This window comes from Clostridium sp. CF012 (assembly GCF_018861755.1).
In the GTDB taxonomy this organism is placed as follows: domain Bacteria; phylum Bacillota; class Clostridia; order Clostridiales; family Clostridiaceae; genus Clostridium_AD.
The window spans coordinates 473,210-493,072 of sequence record NZ_JAHLEF010000001.1; the positions used below are offsets into that span (position 1 = coordinate 473,210).

A 19,863-nucleotide genomic window follows, 5' to 3' on the forward strand; every position below is an offset into this window, starting at 1 on the left:
TATGTAGTGAAAAATTTTCGTAAGCAGCCCAGGACGGGCTGCTAGCACTTCTGAGACAGGACGTCGAATAAGTGCGGTAGAAAAATTTTCACGGAATAAACTTAGAGTCTGTTAACAAACGTTCTACTATCAGAACATCCTACATGCCGAACCTTCATTTTATACTTAAATTATTTTCCTATATCTGTTCTGTAGTAAATTCCTTGGAACTGAATTTTTCTCATGTCAGCATAAGCCGTTTCTCTTGAAATATCTGCGGTTTCACCAAGCGCTGTTACTCCTAGAACTCTTCCACCAGCAGTCTTAAGAACCCCATCTTCTTCATTAGCCCCAGCTAAAAATAGCTTTCCTTGTAATTTCTCCTGCTCACTTATTTCGAATCCTGTTTTGTAGCTACCTGGATAACCTTTTGATGCAGCAATTACGCAGCAAGAATATCCACTATTCCATTGCAAATCAAAGTTCTGGAGGTCACCCTCTAAAGCACTAGTCACAAGATCCACAAAATCACTTTTCATAAGTGGAAGAACAGCTTGAGTCTCAGGGTCTCCGAGTCTCACATTATATTCAAGAGAATATACACCTTTACTGGTTATCATTATACCAAAAAATATTATGCCCTTATAATCCATTGCTTCTTCTTTAATTCCCACAAGGGTAGGCTGTAATATATGTTTTTCGAACTCCTCTAATACTTCTTTGATGCAATAGGGATTGGGCGCTATAACTCCCATTCCTCCGGTGTTAGGTCCCTTGTCCCCATCGAATATTTGCTTGTGATCTTTTGAAGATATAAACGGAAGTATTGTTTTACCATCTGTTATAGAGAGAATAGATGCTTCTACACCTTCTAAAAACTCTTCAATTACAATTTTCTTACCGCTGCCTTTAAATATATCGAGTATCATAAAATCATTTATACTACTTTTAGCCTGAATAAAATCATTACAGATAACTACACCCTTTCCTGCTGCTAAGCCATCTGCTTTTATTACTATTGGATATTCGCATTTTTTCAAATACTCTAGTGCACTATTTTCATTTTCAAAGACTTCATAGGCTGCTGTTTTTATACCATATTTCTTCATAAATTCTTTTGAATATGCTTTACTTCCTTCAAGCCTCGCTGCCTTTTGGCTAGGTCCTAATATCTTAAGTCCAATTTCTTTAAACTTATCTACGATGCCTTGTACCAGCAATTCCTCTGATCCAACTATGGTAATATCTATTCTGTTTTCCAAAGCAAAAGATAAAAGCTCATCTATTTTTGTAATATTAATGTTCTCACATTTATTTTCTCTCTGCGTACCACCATTGCCAGGAGCACAATACACCACTTCAACAGAGGGATTTTCTGCAACTTTTGATACTAGTGCATGTTCTCTTCCCCCAGAACCAATTATTAACACCTTCATAAAAACGCCTCCTAATGTTTTTATTAAGCTCATGGTAGAATAACTATACTCCACCATGAGCTTAATACCCTACCAAAGTAGGTAACGGATTATTAGTGTTTAAAATGGCGAGTACCTGTAAACACCATTGAAATTCCATTTTTATCGCACATATCTATGGATTCTACATCTTTAATAGAACCACCGGGTTGAATAATAGAGGTTACGTTATATTTCGCAGCCAGCTCTACCACGTCTCCAAAAGGGAAAAATGCATCTGATGCCATTACATTTCCATGCCCTGCTCTTTCTAAGGCTTGCTCTGCTGCCCATATTCTATTTACCTGGCCTGCCCCGATTCCTTTAGTCACGCCATCTTTGACTACTACAATAGCATTGGATTTAACATATTTAACAACTTTCATTGCAAATATCAAATCTTTCATTTCACCTTCTGATGGCTTGTTTTCTGTAACTACTTTAATATCTTCGATTAATTTATCATCTGAACTTTGTACAAGCATTCCACCATCAACTTTAACCATCTGCATCTTGTCTTCAGCTTTGTTAGAACATACTATAACTCTTAAATTCTTCTTGCCTTTTAATATTTTTAAGGCTTCCTCATCAAATTCTGGTGCAATAACCACCTCTAAAAATATTTTTACAAGTTCCTCTGCAGTTTCACTGTCTACTTTTTTATTAAAAGCAACAATGCCACCAAATATAGACATAGGATCACAGGCGTAGGCCTTTTTATATGTTTCAAGTACGCTACTTCCTATGGCAACTCCACAGGGTGTGTTGTGCTTTAGGCCGCAACAAGCAGTTTCCTCAAAATCACATACTACCTTCCATGCAATATCCATGTCTTTAATATTGTTATAAGATAATTCCTTGCCATTTAACTGTAGAGTATCCTTCATAGCTCCACTCTCTGTTGTGCTAACATAATAAGCTGCGCTTTGATGTGGATTTTCACCATATCTTAAATCCATTTGTTTTTTATAGGAAACAGAAAGATATTCGGAATATGTATCTTCGCCAAGTAAAAAATTACTTATAGCTGCATCGTAAGCTGATATTAAGTTAAATACTTTACCTGCTAGATATTTCCTAGTTTCAAAATCTACTTCTTCTTTGGCCTGGATTTTTTTTATAATATTTTCATAATCTAATACGTCGCTGAGTACAATAACATCCTTAAAGTTTTTAGCAGCGGCTCTTAGCATTGTTGGTCCACCGATATCAATAAATTCTACTTTCTCCTCAAAACTTATATTTTCTGTTACTTTATCAAAGAAAGGATAAAGATTAACTACTACCATGTCAATAGGTTTTATTCCTTTGGCCTTAATAGTTTCCATATGCTCTTTATTATCTCTTATTGCTAAAATTCCACTATGTATTGTTGGGTGCAAGGTCTTAACTCTTCCATCTAAAATCTCTTCAAAGCCTGTGATATCAGAAATTTCTACTACTTTAATGTTATTTTCTTTTAAATACTTAAAAGTTCCACCTGTGGATATAATCTCCACTCCATTATTTTGTAGTGATGTTGCAAGGTCTAAAACATTTTCTTTATCAAAAACACTTATAAGTGCTGTTTTAATCATAATCATTCCACCTCTCGAGTAAGGCACATTTATTTTCATGTGTCTAAGTCACATTCAAATACCTATTACTTTTCTTCCCACAATTTTTATTTTTCCTTCACTTATATATTTAATAGCTTCAGGAAGTGCAATATGCTCTTGTTCTAAAACCCTTTTTTGTAGTTCAATAGCAGTATCTTCACCATAAACCTTTACAACTCTTTGAATTATAATTGGCCCTGAGTCTGTACCTGCATCTACGAAATGAACACTACACCCTGAAACTTTAACTCCGCACTCCAGGGCTTTTTCATGAACCTTAATCCCATACATTCCCGGTCCGCAAAAACTTGGTATAAGGGCTGGATGAATATTAATTATTTTATTTTTAAATACCTCAAGAACATCTCCTTGAAGTATAGATAAAAATCCAGCCAGCACTATTAAATCTACACTACCAGTTAAAATTTTTAGTATTTCATCTGAAAGCTTTACGCCATATTTTTTTTTATCCACTACATAGGTTTTTATATTTTTCGCTTTTGCTCTCTCTATGCCATATACATCACTCTTATCAGAAATCACCGCTTCTATGCAGCAGTTTAAATATCCACTTTCTATATTGTTAATTATAGCTTGAAGATTGCTTCCACTGCCTGATATTAATACGGCTATTTTAAGCAAACTCCGCCACCTCCAGCTTCAACGTGACCAATTTTATATGCTCTATCTCCTAAATCCTCAATAGTTTTTATAACCTTAAGTGTATCCTTATTTTCCACACATAATACATATCCTATTCCCATATTATATGTATTAAACATATGTTCCTCAGTTACCCCAAGGGCCATAAGATGTTTAAATATATCTGGAGTGTTAAAACTATTTTTATCAACTACAGATGTAAATTTGTCGCTAAACATTCTTGGTATATTTTCATAAAAACCACCACCGGTTATATGTGCCATACCCTTTATATCAAATTTTTCTATAAGGTTTAGTACAGTTTTTACGTAAATTTTTGTTGGAGTCAAAAGAGTGTTTCCAATTTTATCTCCATTAAATTGAGCATCTAAATCTGGGATTAATTTTCTAACTAAGGAATATCCATTACTATGAAGACCTGTTGATTCAATTCCTATAAGCGAATAACCATCCTTGATAGCAGATCCATCAATAATCTTATGCTTATCCACTATACCCACAGTAAACCCTGCCATATCATATTCACCGTCTCTATAGAATCCTGGCATTTCTGCAGTTTCCCCACCTATAAGAGCACATCCAGCTTGAATACACCCCTCTGATACACCTTTGACTAGTTGTGCTGCGGTTTCAGCCTCGAGTTTTCCACAAGCTATATAATCTAAAAAGAAAAGTGGCTTTGCACCATGGCAAAGGACATCATTTACACACATAGCAACGCAATCAATTCCTACAGTTCCATATTGTTTCATTCTAAATGCAATATCAAGTTTAGTACCGACTCCATCAGTACCTGAGACTAAAATAGGATTTTTATAACCCTCCCCTATTTCAAACATTCCAGCAAAACTTCCTAAATGATTTAAAACACCTTTTGTAAATGTACTTGCTGCAAATTCTTTTATTAATTTTACTGACTTATATCCTTCTTCAATATTAACACCTGCATCTTTATAAGTTATCATGGATATCCCCTACCTTTCTAGTCTATCTTTGTCATTTTCAAAGGGAGCAGGTACCGGGTATCTACCCTTAAAGCACCCTAAGCAAAATTCTGTATGACCCAAGGATTCGAGTAACCCCTCTATGCTTAAATATCCCAAACTGTCTGCACCTATATCTTGTCTTATTTCTTCAACGGAGACATTAGCGCCAATTAAATCTTTTCTATAGGGTGTATCTATTCCAAAATAGCAAGGGTATTTTACAACTGGTGAACAAACCCTAAAATGAACTTCCTTTGCTCCAGCTTTTTTTAAGATCTCAACTAATCTTTTACTTGTAGTTCCACGAACTATTGAATCATCTATTAGAATAACCCTTTTACCTTCTACATTTATCTTTAATGCATTTAACTTTACGGAAACTGCTCTTTCACGGAGTTCTTGAGTGGGACTTATAAATGTTCTACCCACATATCTGTTTTTAATAAGACCCATTCCAAAAGGTATTCCGGAAATTTTAGAATAGCCTATTGCTGCCGCCATACCTGAATCTGGAACTCCAACAACCATATCGGCGTCTACAGGAGATTCTTTAAATAACTGTTCTCCTGCCATCACTCTTGAAGTGTACACATTAATTCCATCAATTGTACTGTCTGGTCTTGCAAAATATATATATTCAAAGGAGCAGGTTGCATTTTTAGTTTTTTCTGCAAAATTAATGGATGTAAGTCCATTTTCATCTATTATTACTATCTCACCAGGCTTTACATCTCTTAAAAAGTCTGCACCTACTGCATCTAGTGCGCAACTTTCAGATGCGATTACATAACTATTTCCTATTGTCCCTATACAAAGTGGTCGTATTCCGTTTTGATCTCTAACGCCTATTAGTTTTTCCTTTGTAAGCATTACTATTGCATAGGAACCCTTAATAGCCTGTATAGCATCTACTACAGCCTTTTCAACACCTTTTTTTGCACCTCTAGCAATTAAGTTTAATATAACTTCTGAATCTATTGAGGTTTGAAACATATATCCACAATCCTCTAAAAGCTCTCTTATGACATCTGCATTTACTAAATTCCCATTATGGGCAATAGCTATGTCTCCTAGTTTAAATTTACTCAGTAGTGGCTGTGCATTTTTTACTTCGCTGCCACCCGTAGTGGAATACCTAACGTGCCCAATGGCCGCGTGCCCCTTCATTTCACTAATTTGTTTTTCATTAAAAACATCACATACAAGGCCCATAGCCTTTTCACAAATAAGGGTAGTTCCATCAGAATATACTATTCCAGCACTTTCTTCTCCCCTATGCTGCAGGGCATAAAGTCCATAATAGGTTAAAGATGCTACATCTAAATCTTTATCCGGTGAAAAAATCCCAAACACACCGCATTCTTCTTTAAACTTATCTTCTTTAAATTCATTTTCTTTAATCTCATTTTCGTCATAAGAAATGGATACTTCATCTAATTCTATAATTCCATTCAAAGAAATTCCTCCTTATTATTCTTCCTCTAGCCTTTAGATATGCTTTGGGTTATTTGCATTTCTTAAAAAAAATCTTATTTACCACTAATTCTACTTAATATTTCCACGTAGGCCTCGGTAACATTACCTAAATCTCTTCTAAATCTATCTTTATCTAATTTTTCTCCTGTTTTAACATCCCAGAATCTACATGTATCTGGTGATATCTCATCTGCCAAAAGTATTTCTCCATTATATCTTCCAAACTCTAATTTAAAATCTATTAAATTGATATCTTTTTTTAGAAAAACTTCTTTTAGAATATCATTTATTTCTGAAGCTAAATGGTATATTTCTAATAATTCTTCAAAAGTTGCAAGCCCCATAGCTACTGAATGATAATCATTAATAAGTGGATCCCCTAATTCGTCATTTTTATAGCTTAATTCAAAAACTGTTGTTTTTAGCTTTGTACCTTCTTCTAGCCCATATCTTTTTGCCATGCTACCAGCCGCTACATTTCTTACAATTACTTCAAGAGGTATTATTTCAACCCTTTTGCAAAGTTGCTCTCTATCACTTAGCTTTTTAATAAAATGAGTTTTTATACCTTTTTTCTCTAGTAATTCGAATAGTGCAGTAGTTATGCTATTGTTTAAAATTCCCTTATTCTCAATTTGAGCCTTTTTAATACCATTAAAAGCAGTTGCATCATCCTTATAATATACTCTAACCTCTTCTTTATTATCTGTGCTGTATATTATTTTAGCTTTTCCCTCATATAGCAATACTGAATCTCCCATTAATAACCACTCCTTAATATTTTTATTTTAGAATTCTATATTTTCTTCATTCTCCGCTATAAATTTTTCTTTCATATCTTTTCTATATTTTATTAATTTATTTTTAAGTTCTGAATCTTTAAGTGATAAAATTTGAACTGCAAGCATTCCGGCGTTATAGCTGTTATTAATGCCCACTGTAGCAACTGGAATAGATTTTGGCATTTGTACAATTGAAAGTAGTGAGTCTATACCCTCCATACCGGCCTTAATTGGCACTCCAATCACCGGCATTATTGTTTGAGATGCAATTACTCCTGGAAGATGTGCAGCAAGCCCTGCTCCTGCTATAATGCATTCTACCCCTCTATTTTCCATTTCTTTTATCACTTCCATTAATCTCTCTGGTACTCTGTGAGCTGATAAAATATGTACTTCGTACTCCACCTCAAATTCTTGAAGCACTATTGCTGCATTTTTCATTACCTCTTTGTCTGATTTGCTTCCAAAAATAATTCCTACACTCATCTTTTACCTCCCATTGAAATAAAGTAATCCACTCTTATAATTTCCAATAAAAAAAGGACTATACCATAAAAAGTTATTTTAATGGTGTAATCCTGAATTAAAAGCTCAATTCAAGATCCACCAATAGTGAGAAGTTACCGGCCTCTCGTAGAAACTTCTAAGCCATATTCTTAGAAATATATTGATGAACTAATTTATTAATTTATATTTTTATATTAACATCTATTTTCCTATAAGTCAATGTATTAATGTCTATATTAATATTATCGTTCGTGTTTACATCTAATTATATACCGTTAAGCAGTTGTACATCATTTATTGTTCGTGTTTTCAAAATTTTACTTTGTATTTAGATGCTAAACTCAAAAAACTAAGTAGCAGTAAGTATAAAAGTACTCTACTTACTGCTACTTAGTATAAATTTCAGATTCTATTTAAAATAATTTACTCCTGCCTCAAATATTTTCTGGTCCTTTTCACCAATAATATTCACTCCAATATTTGAGCCCATTCTTTCAGAGTGACCCATTTTACCAAAAATTCTTCCATCCAAACTAGTAATTCCTTCAATAGCGTACATTGACCCATTTGGATTAAAGTTTATATCATAACTTGGAGCACCTTCAAAATCTACGTATTGAGTAGCCACTTGACCATTCTCAAATAATTTTTTAATAACTTCCGAGCTTCCTACAAATCTGCCTTCTCCGTGGGATACTGGAATGGTATGGGTATCTCCAATTTTCAAATGACTAAGCCAAGGAGAAAGGTTTGAAACTACTTTAGTTTCTACCATACGGGATATATGTCTGCCAATTTCATTGTAAGTTAAGGTTGGGCTATTTTCAGTTATATCAGTTATTTTTCCATAAGGGAGTAATCCTAGTTTTATTAAGGATTGAAAGCCGTTGCATATTCCCAGAATTAAACCGTCCCTATTTTCTAATAACTCACTAACGCTTTCACTTATTATAGGATTTCTAAAAAATGTAGCCATAAATTTACCAGCCCCATCCGGTTCATCACCAGCACTAAATCCTCCTGGTAGCATAATTATTTGAGACCTTCCTATCTTTTCTGCTATTACTTTTATAGATTCTTCTATATGCCTTGAGGATAGATTATTTAATACCACTATTTCCACCTCAGCCCCAGCTTTTTCGAAGGCTCTCATAGAATCATATTCACAATTAGTACCAGGGAACACAGGAATTATAACCCTAGGCTTTGCAATTTTAATTATGGCTTTAGATTTAGAATGCTCTGCACTTGCAAGGTTTTTATTATTTATATCATTTACTTTTAAATTTTTTACTTTTTTGCTATCTACTTTTGTAGTAAATACGGGTTCTAGAGTTCCTTCCCAATTGGATAGTGCCTCATCTAAGCTAATAGATTCACGGAGTACCGAAATATTTGGTTCTACCTGTGTATTTCCAAGTAATACAATATTCGCCTTATCTTTAATTAGCTCCTGGAGTACGCAGTTATCAATTTCCATTACTATACTGCCATAAGCCTCTTTGAATATGCTTTCCACTTTAATATCCTCATTAAATCTAAATCCTATATTATTACCAAAGCACATTTTTGATATTGCCTCTGCTAGTCCTCCAGTACCTACTGCGTAAGTGGATAAAACTTTACCATTATCTATTAATTTCTTTACTAATTTATAGTTTTCACGAAGCTGCTGAAAATCAAGTAATCCATCCTCCTCAATATTTGCATAAATTAAGACCACTTGACTATCATGTTTTTTAAACTCTGGAGATATGACTTTATCTGTATTTACGGTATCTACTGCGAAAGATACCAGTGTTGGTGGTACATTCATATCATTAAAGCTACCTGACATGCTATCTTTCCCACCGATGGCCGCTATACTAAATTGTTTTTGCACATGATACGCTCCGAGTAGTGCTGAAAATGGTTTTCCCCACTTGTGTGGATCTTTTGATAATTTTTCAAAGTACTCTTGGAAGGTGAGCTTAATATTTTCATAATCGGCACCATTTGCCACTACCTTTGTTACAGAATCTATTACCGCATATGCAGCTCCATGGAAAGGACTCCATTTAGATAATTTAGGATTATATCCATAGGACATTATTGTACCAGTATTTGTGTTCCCACTAAGTATAGGCAACTTTGCTACCATAGCCTGAATTGGTGTCTTCTGAAACTTACCACCAAAAGGCATTAAAATTGTTCCTGCCCCTATAGTACTATCAAATCTCTCAATTAAACCCTTTTGGCTACAAACGTTCAAGTTTGATAATGTCTCATTCCATAGTGTTTTTATTGATTTTTCTGAATTTGTTTTTATATCTTTTGAAAAATAGTATTCACTTTCACTCGGTGCAGCTACTTTTACATTAGTAGACTGTTTAACCCCATTGGTATCTAGAAAACTTCTACTTACATCAACTATAGTTCTTCCTTGCCATATCATTTTAAGCCTGTTATCATCAGTTATTTGCGCTACCTCCACAGCCTCCAAATTCTCCTCTTCTGAAAGTTTTATAAATGCATTAACATCGTCGCGTCTAACAACCACCGCCATACGTTCTTGAGATTCTGAGATTGCTAGCTCTGTGCCATCTAGGCCATGGTACTTTTTAGGCACCGCATCTAAATTAATTATAAGTGCATCTGCCAGTTCACCTATAGCTACAGATACCCCGCCTGCACCAAAATCATTACATCTTTTTATTAATTTTGTAACTACAGGATTTCTAAATAATCTTTGAATCTTTCTCTCTGTAGGTGCATTCCCCTTTTGAACCTCTGCTCCTGAAGCTCGTAATGAATTCTCACTATGCTGCTTCGAGGACCCAGTAGCTCCACCACATCCATCACGACCTGTTTTTCCACCAAGAAGTATAACCACGTCCCCTGCCATAGGCGTCTCTCGAACTACATTTTCATAAGGTACCGCTCCAATAACTGCGCCTACTTCCATTCTTTTAGCCACAAAGTCTTCATCATAAATCTCAGAAACTAGTCCTGTGGCAAGTCCTATTTGATTTCCATAAGAACTATAACCGTGAGCAGCTTCAAGGGTTATTTTCCTTTGAGGTAGTTTTCCTTTTATAGTATCTGAAATTTTCACTCTTGGATCTCCGCAGCCTGTAACTCGCATTGCCTGATACACATAACTCCTACCTGATAACGGATCTCTTATGGCTCCACCAAGACAAGTAGCTGCACCACCAAAAGGTTCTATTTCAGTAGGGTGATTATGGGTTTCATTTTTAAACATTACAAGCCATTTTTCCTTCTCTCCATCAATGTCTGCTTCCACAATTATACTACAGGCATTGATTTCATCTGAAACATCAAGGTCAACTAGCTTTCCTTTTTTCCTTAACTCTTTCATGCCAATAACTGCCATATCCATCAATGTAACGTCTCTACCTTTTGTACCATAAACAAACTTTCTAGTATCTAAATATTCCGCGTAAGCCATTTTAATCCCATTAGAATATTTGCCATCTTCTATGTATACCTCCTCAATTACAGTATTAAAGGTTGTATGCCTACAATGATCTGACCAATAAGTATCTATAACTTTTATCTCCGTTATAGATGGATCTCTCTTTTCAGTGTCTTTAAAATAATCCCTGCAGTATTTTAAGTCTTCAAAGCTCATAGCTAGAGCATTATCACTTAAGAATTGTTTTAAATTTAAATCATTCATATTAATAAAGGATTCTAATATACTCACCTGCTCAGGTTTTGCAAAATTTTGCTGCAGATCCTTTGGTTTTTCCAAATCTGTTTCTCTAGAGTCTACGACATTTATACAATAATCTTTTATCATAGCTACTTCGTTTTTAGAAATATTACCCTTTAATAATATAATTTTTGCAGTTTTAACTAAGGGTTTGTCCTTTTGGGTTAAAATTTGAATACATTGAGCAGCTGAATCCGCTCTTTGATCATATTGCCCGGGCAAATATTCAATAGCAAATACAGTTTCTCCTTTTTCAATATTTAGCTCTTCATCATAAACCTCATCAACTGTAGGCTCTGAAAATATTGTATTTCTTGACTTTTGATACTGATCTTCTGATATTCCCATAATATCATATCTATTAATTAATCTAAGCCCTTCCAAGTTCCCTATACCTAGATTTATCACTATATCTTTTAAGAATTTTCCACCTTCAACATTATAGTTCGCTTTTTTCTCAACATATAACCTATATATCTTATTTTCCATGATTAATACCTCCAAAATATAAATTTATACGAATATTAAACATTAAATATCTTTTATGATTCGTTATATTTATAGTATAGTATATTTTATCTAATTATAAAAGCTTATTTTACTATAATTCCATACTTTCCTGATTTTAATACTTTTTATAAGCTAAATATAGTACACGTAAAAAAGCAGGATGGCATACATATGCCACCCTGTTTTTTATAAAAATATATTACTTGTTTAGTTTTTCTTTTCAAAATCATCTTCATAATCATCTAAAGACTTTTTAACTAAAGCTCTAAGTCCTAATAATGCCAGTAAATTTGGCATAACCATTAATGCATTAAATGTATCTGCCAGTTCCCAGACTAATTCAACCTTTAAAGCTGAACCTAATACTATAAATATAAGAACTAAAATTCTATATATATTTAAAGCTTTTTTACCAAATAAGTATTTAACATTGGCTTCTCCAAAGAAATACCAAGCTACTATTGTAGAAAAAGCAAAGAAGAATAATGCTATAGCTACAAAGGGCCCTCCAAAACTTCCCATACCCTCACTGAAAGCCTTTTGTGTTAGAGCTATACCAGTAGTTTTTCCATCTAATGCTCCTGTAGTTAATATAACCATTGCAGTTAGTGTTAAAATAATAAATGTATCAATAAATACACATACTATTGCAACAAGTCCTTGCTCTGCTGGGTGTTTAACTTTTGCAACTGCATGTGCATGTGGTGTTGAACCCATTCCAGCTTCATTTGAGAATAATCCTCTTGCAATACCATATCTCATAGCTTCTTTTACTCCCACTCCCATTATACCACCAGTAACAGCTTGAGGATTAAAGGCTCCTACAAATATCATTTTAAATGCTGGTCCTATATTAGCGTAATTTATAAATATAATTGCTAAACTACCTACTATATAAAATAGTGCCATAAATGGGACTATTTTTTCAGTAAATGCAGCAATTCGGCCTACTCCCCCAATAAAAATCATTCCAGCTAATGCTGCAACAACCACACCAACCATTATACGAACATTAGTATGTTCACTTATTGCGGCACCTATGGAATTAGCTTGTACCATGTTACCTATAAATCCCAAGGCAATTATTATAGTTACTGAAAAAAATGCTGCTAGCTTTTTACTTCCAAGACCTTTACTAATATAGTAAGCAGGTCCTCCCGTAACTTCACCATTAACTGTCTGTTTGAATTTTTGCCCAAGCACCGCTTCCGCAAAAATGGTTGCCATACCAAAGAACGCACTTACCCACATCCAGAATATAGCCCCTGGTCCACCTGATACCATAGCCGTTGCAGCTCCTGCTAAATTTCCTGTTCCTACTTGAGCAGCTATTGAAGTTGTCATAGCTTGAAAGGATGACATACCATCTTTTCCTGCTTTATGTCCAAATTTAATTCCTCCAAAAGTTTTTTTAAATGCAGCTTTAAATTTTCTAACTTGAACAAATCTTAAAGTTACTGTAAAGTAAATTCCAGTACCACATAATAGGAATATTAATACATACCCCCACAAAATCTCATTAATGCTTTTAATAATTGATAAAAAGTCCATTAATACACGTCCCTTCTAGTTGTTTAATTTTGCATAAAAAATTTATACCAATTAATATACTGTGAGACTATTATACTTTTAAAGCACACTAAAATAGAGATCAAAATGAAATGATCTTTTGAAAATAACCCTGTCCTTTTACCTGAGAGCTTCACTATTCCAGCATTCAATCACCTACAAACAATATGTAATTAAATGATGTTTAGCTTTCTCCTTCGGTGCTATAAAAGTCTCTCCAGAGGTTCGTCCAATATCAGTACTTGTCCAAATGGATACCTGAAAGCTTAACTTCTTCGGTGGATGTATAACCAATCAAGTTTTAATTGTTTAATTGCTTTTAAACTTAATTTCTTATACATCTCTCTCCTAATATCTTCATACGAAATTATTAATTTGTAATCATTTACACCACTATACCATATTTCTCAAGTTTATTTCATTTTTTTTACAAAATAATTTAAATTTCTCTATTTTTTTAATATATACCATGTATATATAACTGTATATACATGGTTTTACATATTTAAATTTAATATGTTTAAAATTTATACTTTTTTATACAATAAAAAAACACCCACCGTAAAGTGAATGTTTTTATTGGTACAAGTAAGTCTATAAGCCGAGTCCTGTATTAGACAATCATCTATCTAGGCCTATTGTTACCAATAAGCTCAAGCGATACACCCGAGAACGAGACGGGCAGTCCCATAATGTTCTCCTATTCGATCTTGCTCCAGGTGGGGTTTACATAGCCGCAAAGTCGCCATTGCGCTGGTGAGCTCTTACCTCACCTTTCCATCCTTACTAGTATACTCGAAGATTAGCAAGCTAATCTATGGAATACCTTTAGCGGTATATCTCTGTTGCACTTTCCTTAAAGTCGCCTCCACTGGGAGTTACCCAGCACCCTTGCCCTATGGAGCTCGGACTTTCCTCTCCACAATATTGCATGCAATACTGTGCAGCGATTGTCTGGCTTACTTGCTAAATAATCATACCATATTACCTACGTAAATGCAAATGGTATTTTATACTACATAGTTTTATATGGATCCTGTGATATTCGAGAAATTATAACCTCATTATCATATCCATTTTCTATCAATTGTTTTTTAAGTTTTTCTCCAAATATTTTGAGCGGTGTCCACTCTGTTGCAAAATGTCCAGCATCAATTAACGCTATATGCTCTTCTTTTAAATCATTAACGCGGTGATATTTAGTATCCCCTGTAATAATACAATCTGCACCTAATTCCACACTTTCATAAAAAAAATCTTCTCCACTGCCATTTATAATAGCAATAGTTTTTATTAAATCATTATTATCCCCTACATATCTTATTGATTCTGTGTTAAATGTTTTTTTTACATTTTCACATAATTCCCCCAGCATAATAGGCTCATCCAAGCACACTAATCTTCCAATACCAGAATCACCTTCCAGGGAATTAGAGTTTTTTGATGGTTCAATGATCTTATAATTATTAAATCCTAATATCTCAGTAGCTATATCATTTAAACCGCCGAATGCAGAATCTAAATTTGTATGACTAGCATAGACATTTATACCATTCAAAATCAGCTCAATAATTTTTCTACCTACTAAGGTATCACGGGTTATAGTTTTAGGTTTGATGAAAAGAAGTGGATGATGAGTTAATATAAAATTGCATCCGTTATCTACAGCTTCTGAAATTACATCCATTGTGCAATCTAATGCGATTAAAATTTTTGTAACTTTTGCATCACTGTCCCCAACCATTAGTCCAACATTATCATAATCCTCTTTTAGTATAGCGGGTGCATACACTTCCATAATAGCTTCAATAGTTCTTACTTTTAAAAACATTTTAAAAACCCCTTAAGTTCTTGTGTAACATGATATAGTTGTGCCTTCCTATTTTTAGATAAAATTGTATCATCATTTAAACTATCATATACTTTTAAATATTTCAGTAATTTAAACTCTATAAAGCACTGCATAACTTCACTTTTTTTATCTAATAATAATTTACTTATCTCATAATATATACTGTCAAGTATTATAGGTTTATTATTATACTTCACCTTAATAATTTCATAATACTTGCCATCATCATTGCAAATTTCTTCATCAAGGATATTATATCCTGTGATATACAAATACTCTCTCAAAACCTCAGCATTTTGAACTGGCTGAAGTATCATATATTTAAATTGTTTAACTACATCTAAATCTGCTTCTAAGATATCTCTTATTAAATTACCACCCATTCCTGCAATAATAGCTATTTGGGCCTCTCCCTTACTGACTGTAGATAAACCACTTCCAAGTCTACAACTAATTTGTGCGGATGCATTATTGTGAATAATATTATTTCTGGCCTTCTCAACTGGTCCCTTATTTATGTCAGAAGCAATGGCACTTTTTATTACACCATTTTTCACTAAATAGATAGGAACATAGCCATGATCTGTTCCTACATCAATTACACTGTCACATTCTTCTATCATACTTACAATTGCTTTTAATCTTATACTAAGCTCCATATTTTTCATCCTTATCTAAAGTTAATTAATATCTTAAACTGAATAATTAAAAATATCATGGCCACAATTAGTGACAAATATATAAATTTATATGCTGATTTCCTATCATATTTCGCACTAAAATAGCCTGCATAGTACATACAAAATAGCAATGCCATATTTAACACCCCGTAAATCATCTGGGTAAATGCAAATTGCTTTCCCGTTCCCATTTTTATTGGGTTGAAATTCGCATCAAAGTTTAAAGGCATGCTGTTGGGTATCATATTTTTTAAATATAATATAAATGGATTCAAGGTTAAAATTAGCGTTATTATACTAACTATCATTAAAGGTAAAATAAAATGCTTGTCTTTATGAAGGTTATAGCTATTATTCACTTTATATTTCCACTCTACTTTATTCACATTGTGATATGCCAGTGCTTCTTCGAATTTTTCATAATCTACAGGAGATACTGCATAATTCATATGTTGGGTTTTTAGATAAAATATTTTTTCGTTATTTGTGACAAACAATCTAGATATCCCAATTTTATCAATGACAAATCTCCCCATAGCAAAGTTACTTGCTGCTATGCCATTAAGCTTAATCCCTTTAATTGTACCACTTGACATAGTATATCCTTCAATCTGATCTAAAGGTAGAATCACTTTTTTAAATGATCCAATAGCATAAATACCAAGATTTTCGTCATCAATAGTGCATTTAAGTGATGAGTAAAGCAACATGTAGTATATTTGATATATATTACAAGACACTAATATAATCTTTAACAGGCTAGCTACAATGTATGAATTGGTAAATCTTAGTAATATCAAAATTAATATATTATACAGCGCAGTCATGAGCAACATAGACCCGAGGCCACGTCCCCCTTTAGATATATAACTATCCATTAAATCACCTTCTCAAGGTTATTATATCATATTTAAATCCACCTTGTAAATATTTTTCCATAATTTTACACCAAGAAAAAAAACACCTTAAATAAGGTGTTTAATCTAAATAATCCTTTAATTTTTTACTTCTACTTGGATGTCTTAATTTACGCAGTGCTTTGGCTTCGATCTGCCTTATTCTCTCACGAGTTACATTAAATTCCTTGCCAACTTCCTCAAGGGTTCTTGCGCGGCCATCATCTAGTCCAAATCTTAATCTTAAAACTTTTTCTTCTCTAGGAGTCAAGGTATCTAAAACGTTGATTAATTGCTCTTTTAACATTGTAAAGGCTGCAGCTTCTGCTGGTGCTAGTGCATCATCATCTGGAATAAAATCGCCTAAATGACTATCTTCTTCTTCACCTATAGGAGTCTCAAGAGATACTGGTTCTTGTGCAATTTTCATTATTTCTCTAACCTTTGCTACAGGCATTTCCATTTTTTCAGCAACTTCATCTGGCTGAGGCTCACGTCCAAGTTCTTGTAGGAGTTGCCTCGAAACTCTAATAAGCTTATTTATAGTTTCAACCATATGCACGGGTATCCTTATTGTTCTTGCTTGATCCGCTATCGCGCGAGTTATTGCTTGCCTAATCCACCAAGTAGCATAAGTACTAAATTTAAACCCTTTTCTATAGTCATATTTTTCTACAGCCTTTATTAGCCCTAAATTACCTTCTTGAATAAGATCTAGGAATAACATTCCACGACCAACATATCTCTTAGCTATACTAACCACTAGTCTCAAATTAGCCTCTGCGAGTCTTTTCTTAGCAACCAGATCGCCTTCTTCATTTCTTTTAGCAAGTTCTATTTCCTCAGCTGATGATAATAATGAAACTTTTCCAATTTCTTTTAAGTACATTCTAACAGGGTCATCTATAGATATACCCTCTGGTATACTAACATCAAGTTCTTCAGTTTCTGGTTCAGTTTCAGCTAGAGCACTAGTGCTAGGTGCCACTTCGTTCATATCCCCAACAACATCAATTTCCATTGATTCTAAAACTTCATAAACCTTTTCTATTTGTTCTGGACTTAGATCTATTTCATAAAGTTCATCCATTACTTCTTTATAAGTTAAGGATCCTTTTTTCTTACCTTTTTCAATAAGTTTGTTGACTAAAATCATTTTTGAGCCTTTATCCTTCATCATATTACCTCCTTCCTAAATTCTATAATTGTTTTATATCTTTTTGCACTTCTATAAGTTTTTGAGCGAGTTTTATAGATTCTTCTAGCAAGCCTTTTGATTCATATTTTTTGATTTTATTCATAATTTCTTTTTTCGACTCCTCTAACTTGAATTTTTTAAGTTGTTTTATGCAGTCAACAATAAGTTTTTTATGATGCTCTTCATCGTACCCAAACTCAATTTCCATAGTATTTATCCATTCTTTTGTACATTCTATATCAGTACATTTAAACTCTATATTTTTAATTTTTTCATCTTTTGCTAAATTTTTATATTCAACAATTAATTTATATATAATTTTATGACTTTCAAGTATTAACTGATCTATGGACATTATTTCTGTAATATAATCACAATTTTCTTCGCTTATAAACATAAACTTCAATAAATTTCTTTCAGCCTTAATATAAGCTGGCTCTAAATATAATTTTTGTCCAAAATCCTGTTGTATATTCATTTTTTGAGTTTTTTTTGAATTTTTGTTAATTTCTTCTCTTAATAAGTCATATATTGCTTGTTCTTTGATGCCTGTTTGTTCAGAAATCTTTTTTATATGAACATCTTTTTCAACAGGATCTAAATCTACAATGATTTCAGTAACCTTTTTTACATACTGTATTAGCATTTCACTATTTGAAAAATTTATTCCGTCACTTGCTCTTTTAATCCTATAATCTATTATAGGGAGAGCATCATCCACCAATTTCTGAAAAGCTTGCTGTCCATTGTTTTTTATATATTCATCAGGATCTTTCTCCTTTGGCACTATTAACACTCTCAAATCAAAGCCTTCATTTCTTAATGTCTCAAGTCCTCTTAATGTTGCTGCTTGACCTGCAAAATCAGCATCATATGAAATAATGACTTTGTCGACATATTTTTTCAATAATTTTGCTTGGTTAATAGTAAGTGCTGTACCAAGGGAAGCAACAACATTTGAAAAACCATATTGATGAAGTGAAATACAATCCATATATCCCTCTACAATTATTATTGTTCGAGATTTATTATTTTTGATTACAAAATTCAATCCATAAAGATGATATCCTTTATAAAATAAAGGAGTCTCAGGCGAATTTAAATACTTGGGTTTTGAATCATCTAAAACCCTTCCTCCAAATCCGATTACCTTACCCTTATAATCAAACACAGGAAACATTATTCTATTTCTAAACCTATCATAATATGAACCTTTAGGACTTTTAATAATTAATCCTATATTAAGTAAGTCGAGTTCTGAGTACCCTTTCTTTTTTAGGTATAATAACAAGCCATCCCATTTATCAAAGGAAAACCCTAAACCAAATTTCTTCATAGTAGTTTGAGAGATTCCTCGGTTTACGAAATATGCTTCAGCTTTCTTATCCTTTCTTAAATTGTCATAAAAATACCTAGCGGCTTCTACATTAATATTGTACATTTTATTATACATGTCCTTTTGTACATTGTTTTCGTCATTCCCTATTTCTATACTAATGTTTGCTCTTTCAGCAAGGAGCCTTGCAGCATCAGGAAAAGTTACATTCCTATCCTTCATAATATAACTAATTACATTCCCAGCTTCACCACACCCAAAACATTTATAAATTTGTTTGTCTTGTGACACAGTAAAAGAAGGACTCTTCTCATTATGAAAAGGACAAAGCCCAATGTAATTTCTTCCAGTTCTTTTAAGTTTAACACTTTCAGATATTACATCCACAATATCATTTTGTTCCTTTATTTTTCGGATGACATCTTCAGCAATCAATAATTTACTACCACCTTACTTATATAAATTCACAACATATTCTAATTCGACAAAAAAGTATATTATCCTTCTTTAAATCCACTTTTTTCAATAATAATTTTGCTTGCATATTATATATTCTTTATAGATTACAAATTTCCTTCAATATTTTTATTTTTTTATTTTTTTCTTTATAAATTCAGAATAGTTTATTCTTTTTGGGAATATTTACTGATTAATTCTAA

At 33.1% G+C, this 19,863-nt stretch carries 14 protein-coding genes, 1 other RNA gene and 2 riboswitches; all 15 genes read right to left on the reverse strand.

Features of this window, described 5'->3' with window-relative positions; translation table 11 throughout:
• Positions 1 to 170 precede the first annotated feature (170 nt).
• The 15 genes from purD to dnaG all read right to left on the reverse strand — a co-directional run bounded on the left by purD (position 171) and on the right by dnaG (position 19,639).
• Positions 171 to 1,415, reverse strand: coding sequence for a phosphoribosylamine--glycine ligase (gene purD, locus KPL50_RS02460; protein WP_216296831.1), 1,245 nt, complete (start codon positions 1,413 to 1,415; stop codon positions 171 to 173).
• Positions 1,416 to 1,507: 92 nt separating this feature from the next.
• Entirely contained in the window at positions 1,508 to 3,010 is a 1,503-nt protein-coding gene (gene purH / locus KPL50_RS02465; RefSeq protein WP_216296832.1) for a bifunctional phosphoribosylaminoimidazolecarboxamide formyltransferase/IMP cyclohydrolase, read from the reverse strand.
• A gap of 54 nt (positions 3,011 to 3,064) precedes the next feature.
• A complete protein-coding gene (purN, locus tag KPL50_RS02470; RefSeq protein ID WP_216296833.1) occupies positions 3,065 to 3,673 on the reverse strand; it encodes a phosphoribosylglycinamide formyltransferase in 609 nt (202 codons plus the stop codon).
• Positions 3,661 to 4,659 (reverse strand): phosphoribosylformylglycinamidine cyclo-ligase, encoded by a 999-nt coding sequence (gene purM, locus KPL50_RS02475; protein WP_216296834.1) that lies wholly within the window; start codon positions 4,657 to 4,659, stop codon positions 3,661 to 3,663. Before purM ends, purN begins: the two co-directional genes overlap by 13 nt.
• 9 nt (positions 4,660 to 4,668) lie before the next feature.
• The gene (purF, locus tag KPL50_RS02480; protein WP_216296904.1) at positions 4,669 to 6,102 is read right to left on the reverse strand and encodes an amidophosphoribosyltransferase; all 1,434 of its coding nucleotides are present in this window, start codon (positions 6,100 to 6,102) and stop codon (positions 4,669 to 4,671) included.
• Between the two features lie 107 nt (positions 6,103 to 6,209).
• Positions 6,210 to 6,917, reverse strand: a complete 708-nt coding sequence (gene purC / locus KPL50_RS02485; RefSeq protein WP_216296835.1) for a phosphoribosylaminoimidazolesuccinocarboxamide synthase — start codon at positions 6,915 to 6,917, stop codon at positions 6,210 to 6,212.
• Between the two features lie 27 nt (positions 6,918 to 6,944).
• The gene (gene purE, locus KPL50_RS02490; RefSeq protein WP_216296836.1) at positions 6,945 to 7,424 is read right to left on the reverse strand and encodes a 5-(carboxyamino)imidazole ribonucleotide mutase; all 480 of its coding nucleotides are present in this window, start codon (positions 7,422 to 7,424) and stop codon (positions 6,945 to 6,947) included.
• 104 nt (positions 7,425 to 7,528) lie between these two features.
• Positions 7,529 to 7,628: riboswitch (purine riboswitch) on the reverse strand.
• 226 nt (positions 7,629 to 7,854) lie between these two features.
• Complete coding sequence (locus KPL50_RS02495; RefSeq protein ID WP_216296837.1) at positions 7,855 to 11,652, reverse strand: phosphoribosylformylglycinamidine synthase; 3,798 nt, start codon at positions 11,650 to 11,652, stop codon at positions 7,855 to 7,857.
• Between the two features lie 228 nt (positions 11,653 to 11,880).
• Positions 11,881 to 13,224, reverse strand: a complete 1,344-nt coding sequence (locus tag KPL50_RS02500; protein ID WP_216296838.1) for a sodium:alanine symporter family protein — start codon at positions 13,222 to 13,224, stop codon at positions 11,881 to 11,883.
• A 120-nt stretch (positions 13,225 to 13,344) separates the two neighbouring features.
• Positions 13,345 to 13,473: riboswitch (glycine riboswitch) on the reverse strand.
• Between the two features lie 350 nt (positions 13,474 to 13,823).
• Positions 13,824 to 14,208, reverse strand: an RNA gene (gene rnpB, locus KPL50_RS02505) — RNase P RNA component class A.
• 49 nt (positions 14,209 to 14,257) lie between these two features.
• A complete protein-coding gene (locus KPL50_RS02510) occupies positions 14,258 to 15,073 on the reverse strand; it encodes a Nif3-like dinuclear metal center hexameric protein (protein WP_216296839.1) in 816 nt (271 codons plus the stop codon).
• A complete protein-coding gene (locus KPL50_RS02515) occupies positions 15,064 to 15,753 on the reverse strand; it encodes a class I SAM-dependent methyltransferase (protein ID WP_216296840.1) in 690 nt (229 codons plus the stop codon). The genes KPL50_RS02510 and KPL50_RS02515 overlap by 10 nt, the downstream gene beginning before the upstream one ends.
• 11 nt (positions 15,754 to 15,764) lie before the next feature.
• Positions 15,765 to 16,652: a PH domain-containing protein gene (locus KPL50_RS02520; RefSeq protein ID WP_216296841.1), complete on the reverse strand. Its 888-nt coding sequence runs from the start codon at positions 16,650 to 16,652 to the stop codon at positions 15,765 to 15,767.
• A gap of 100 nt (positions 16,653 to 16,752) precedes the next feature.
• Complete coding sequence (gene rpoD / locus KPL50_RS02525) at positions 16,753 to 17,847, reverse strand: RNA polymerase sigma factor RpoD (protein ID WP_216296905.1); 1,095 nt, start codon at positions 17,845 to 17,847, stop codon at positions 16,753 to 16,755.
• A 22-nt stretch (positions 17,848 to 17,869) separates the two neighbouring features.
• Positions 17,870 to 19,639, reverse strand: coding sequence for a DNA primase (gene dnaG / locus KPL50_RS02530; RefSeq protein ID WP_216296842.1), 1,770 nt, complete (start codon positions 19,637 to 19,639; stop codon positions 17,870 to 17,872).
• Positions 19,640 to 19,863: the final 224 nt, after the last annotated feature.

Bases quoted from the DNA above. Each gene is read 5' to 3' on its own strand.
- purD (WP_216296831.1), bottom strand. From the start codon at position 1,415: ATGAAGGTGTTAATAATTGGTTCTGGGGGAAGAGAACATGCACTAGTA.
- purH (WP_216296832.1), bottom strand. From the start codon at position 3,010: ATGATTAAAACAGCACTTATAAGTGTTTTTGATAAAGAAAATGTTTTA.
- purM (WP_216296834.1), bottom strand. From the start codon at position 4,659: ATGATAACTTATAAAGATGCAGGTGTTAATATTGAAGAAGGATATAAG.
- purC (WP_216296835.1), bottom strand. From the start codon at position 6,917: ATGGGAGATTCAGTATTGCTATATGAGGGAAAAGCTAAAATAATATAC.
- purE (WP_216296836.1), bottom strand. From the start codon at position 7,424: ATGAGTGTAGGAATTATTTTTGGAAGCAAATCAGACAAAGAGGTAATG.
- KPL50_RS02495 (WP_216296837.1), bottom strand. From the start codon at position 11,652: ATGGAAAATAAGATATATAGGTTATATGTTGAGAAAAAAGCGAACTAT.
- KPL50_RS02500 (WP_216296838.1), bottom strand. From the start codon at position 13,224: ATGGACTTTTTATCAATTATTAAAAGCATTAATGAGATTTTGTGGGGG.
- KPL50_RS02510 (WP_216296839.1), bottom strand. From the start codon at position 15,073: ATGTTTTTAAAAGTAAGAACTATTGAAGCTATTATGGAAGTGTATGCA.
- KPL50_RS02515 (WP_216296840.1), bottom strand. From the start codon at position 15,753: ATGGAGCTTAGTATAAGATTAAAAGCAATTGTAAGTATGATAGAAGAA.
- KPL50_RS02520 (WP_216296841.1), bottom strand. From the start codon at position 16,652: ATGGATAGTTATATATCTAAAGGGGGACGTGGCCTCGGGTCTATGTTG.
- rpoD (WP_216296905.1), bottom strand. From the start codon at position 17,847: ATGAAGGATAAAGGCTCAAAAATGATTTTAGTCAACAAACTTATTGAA.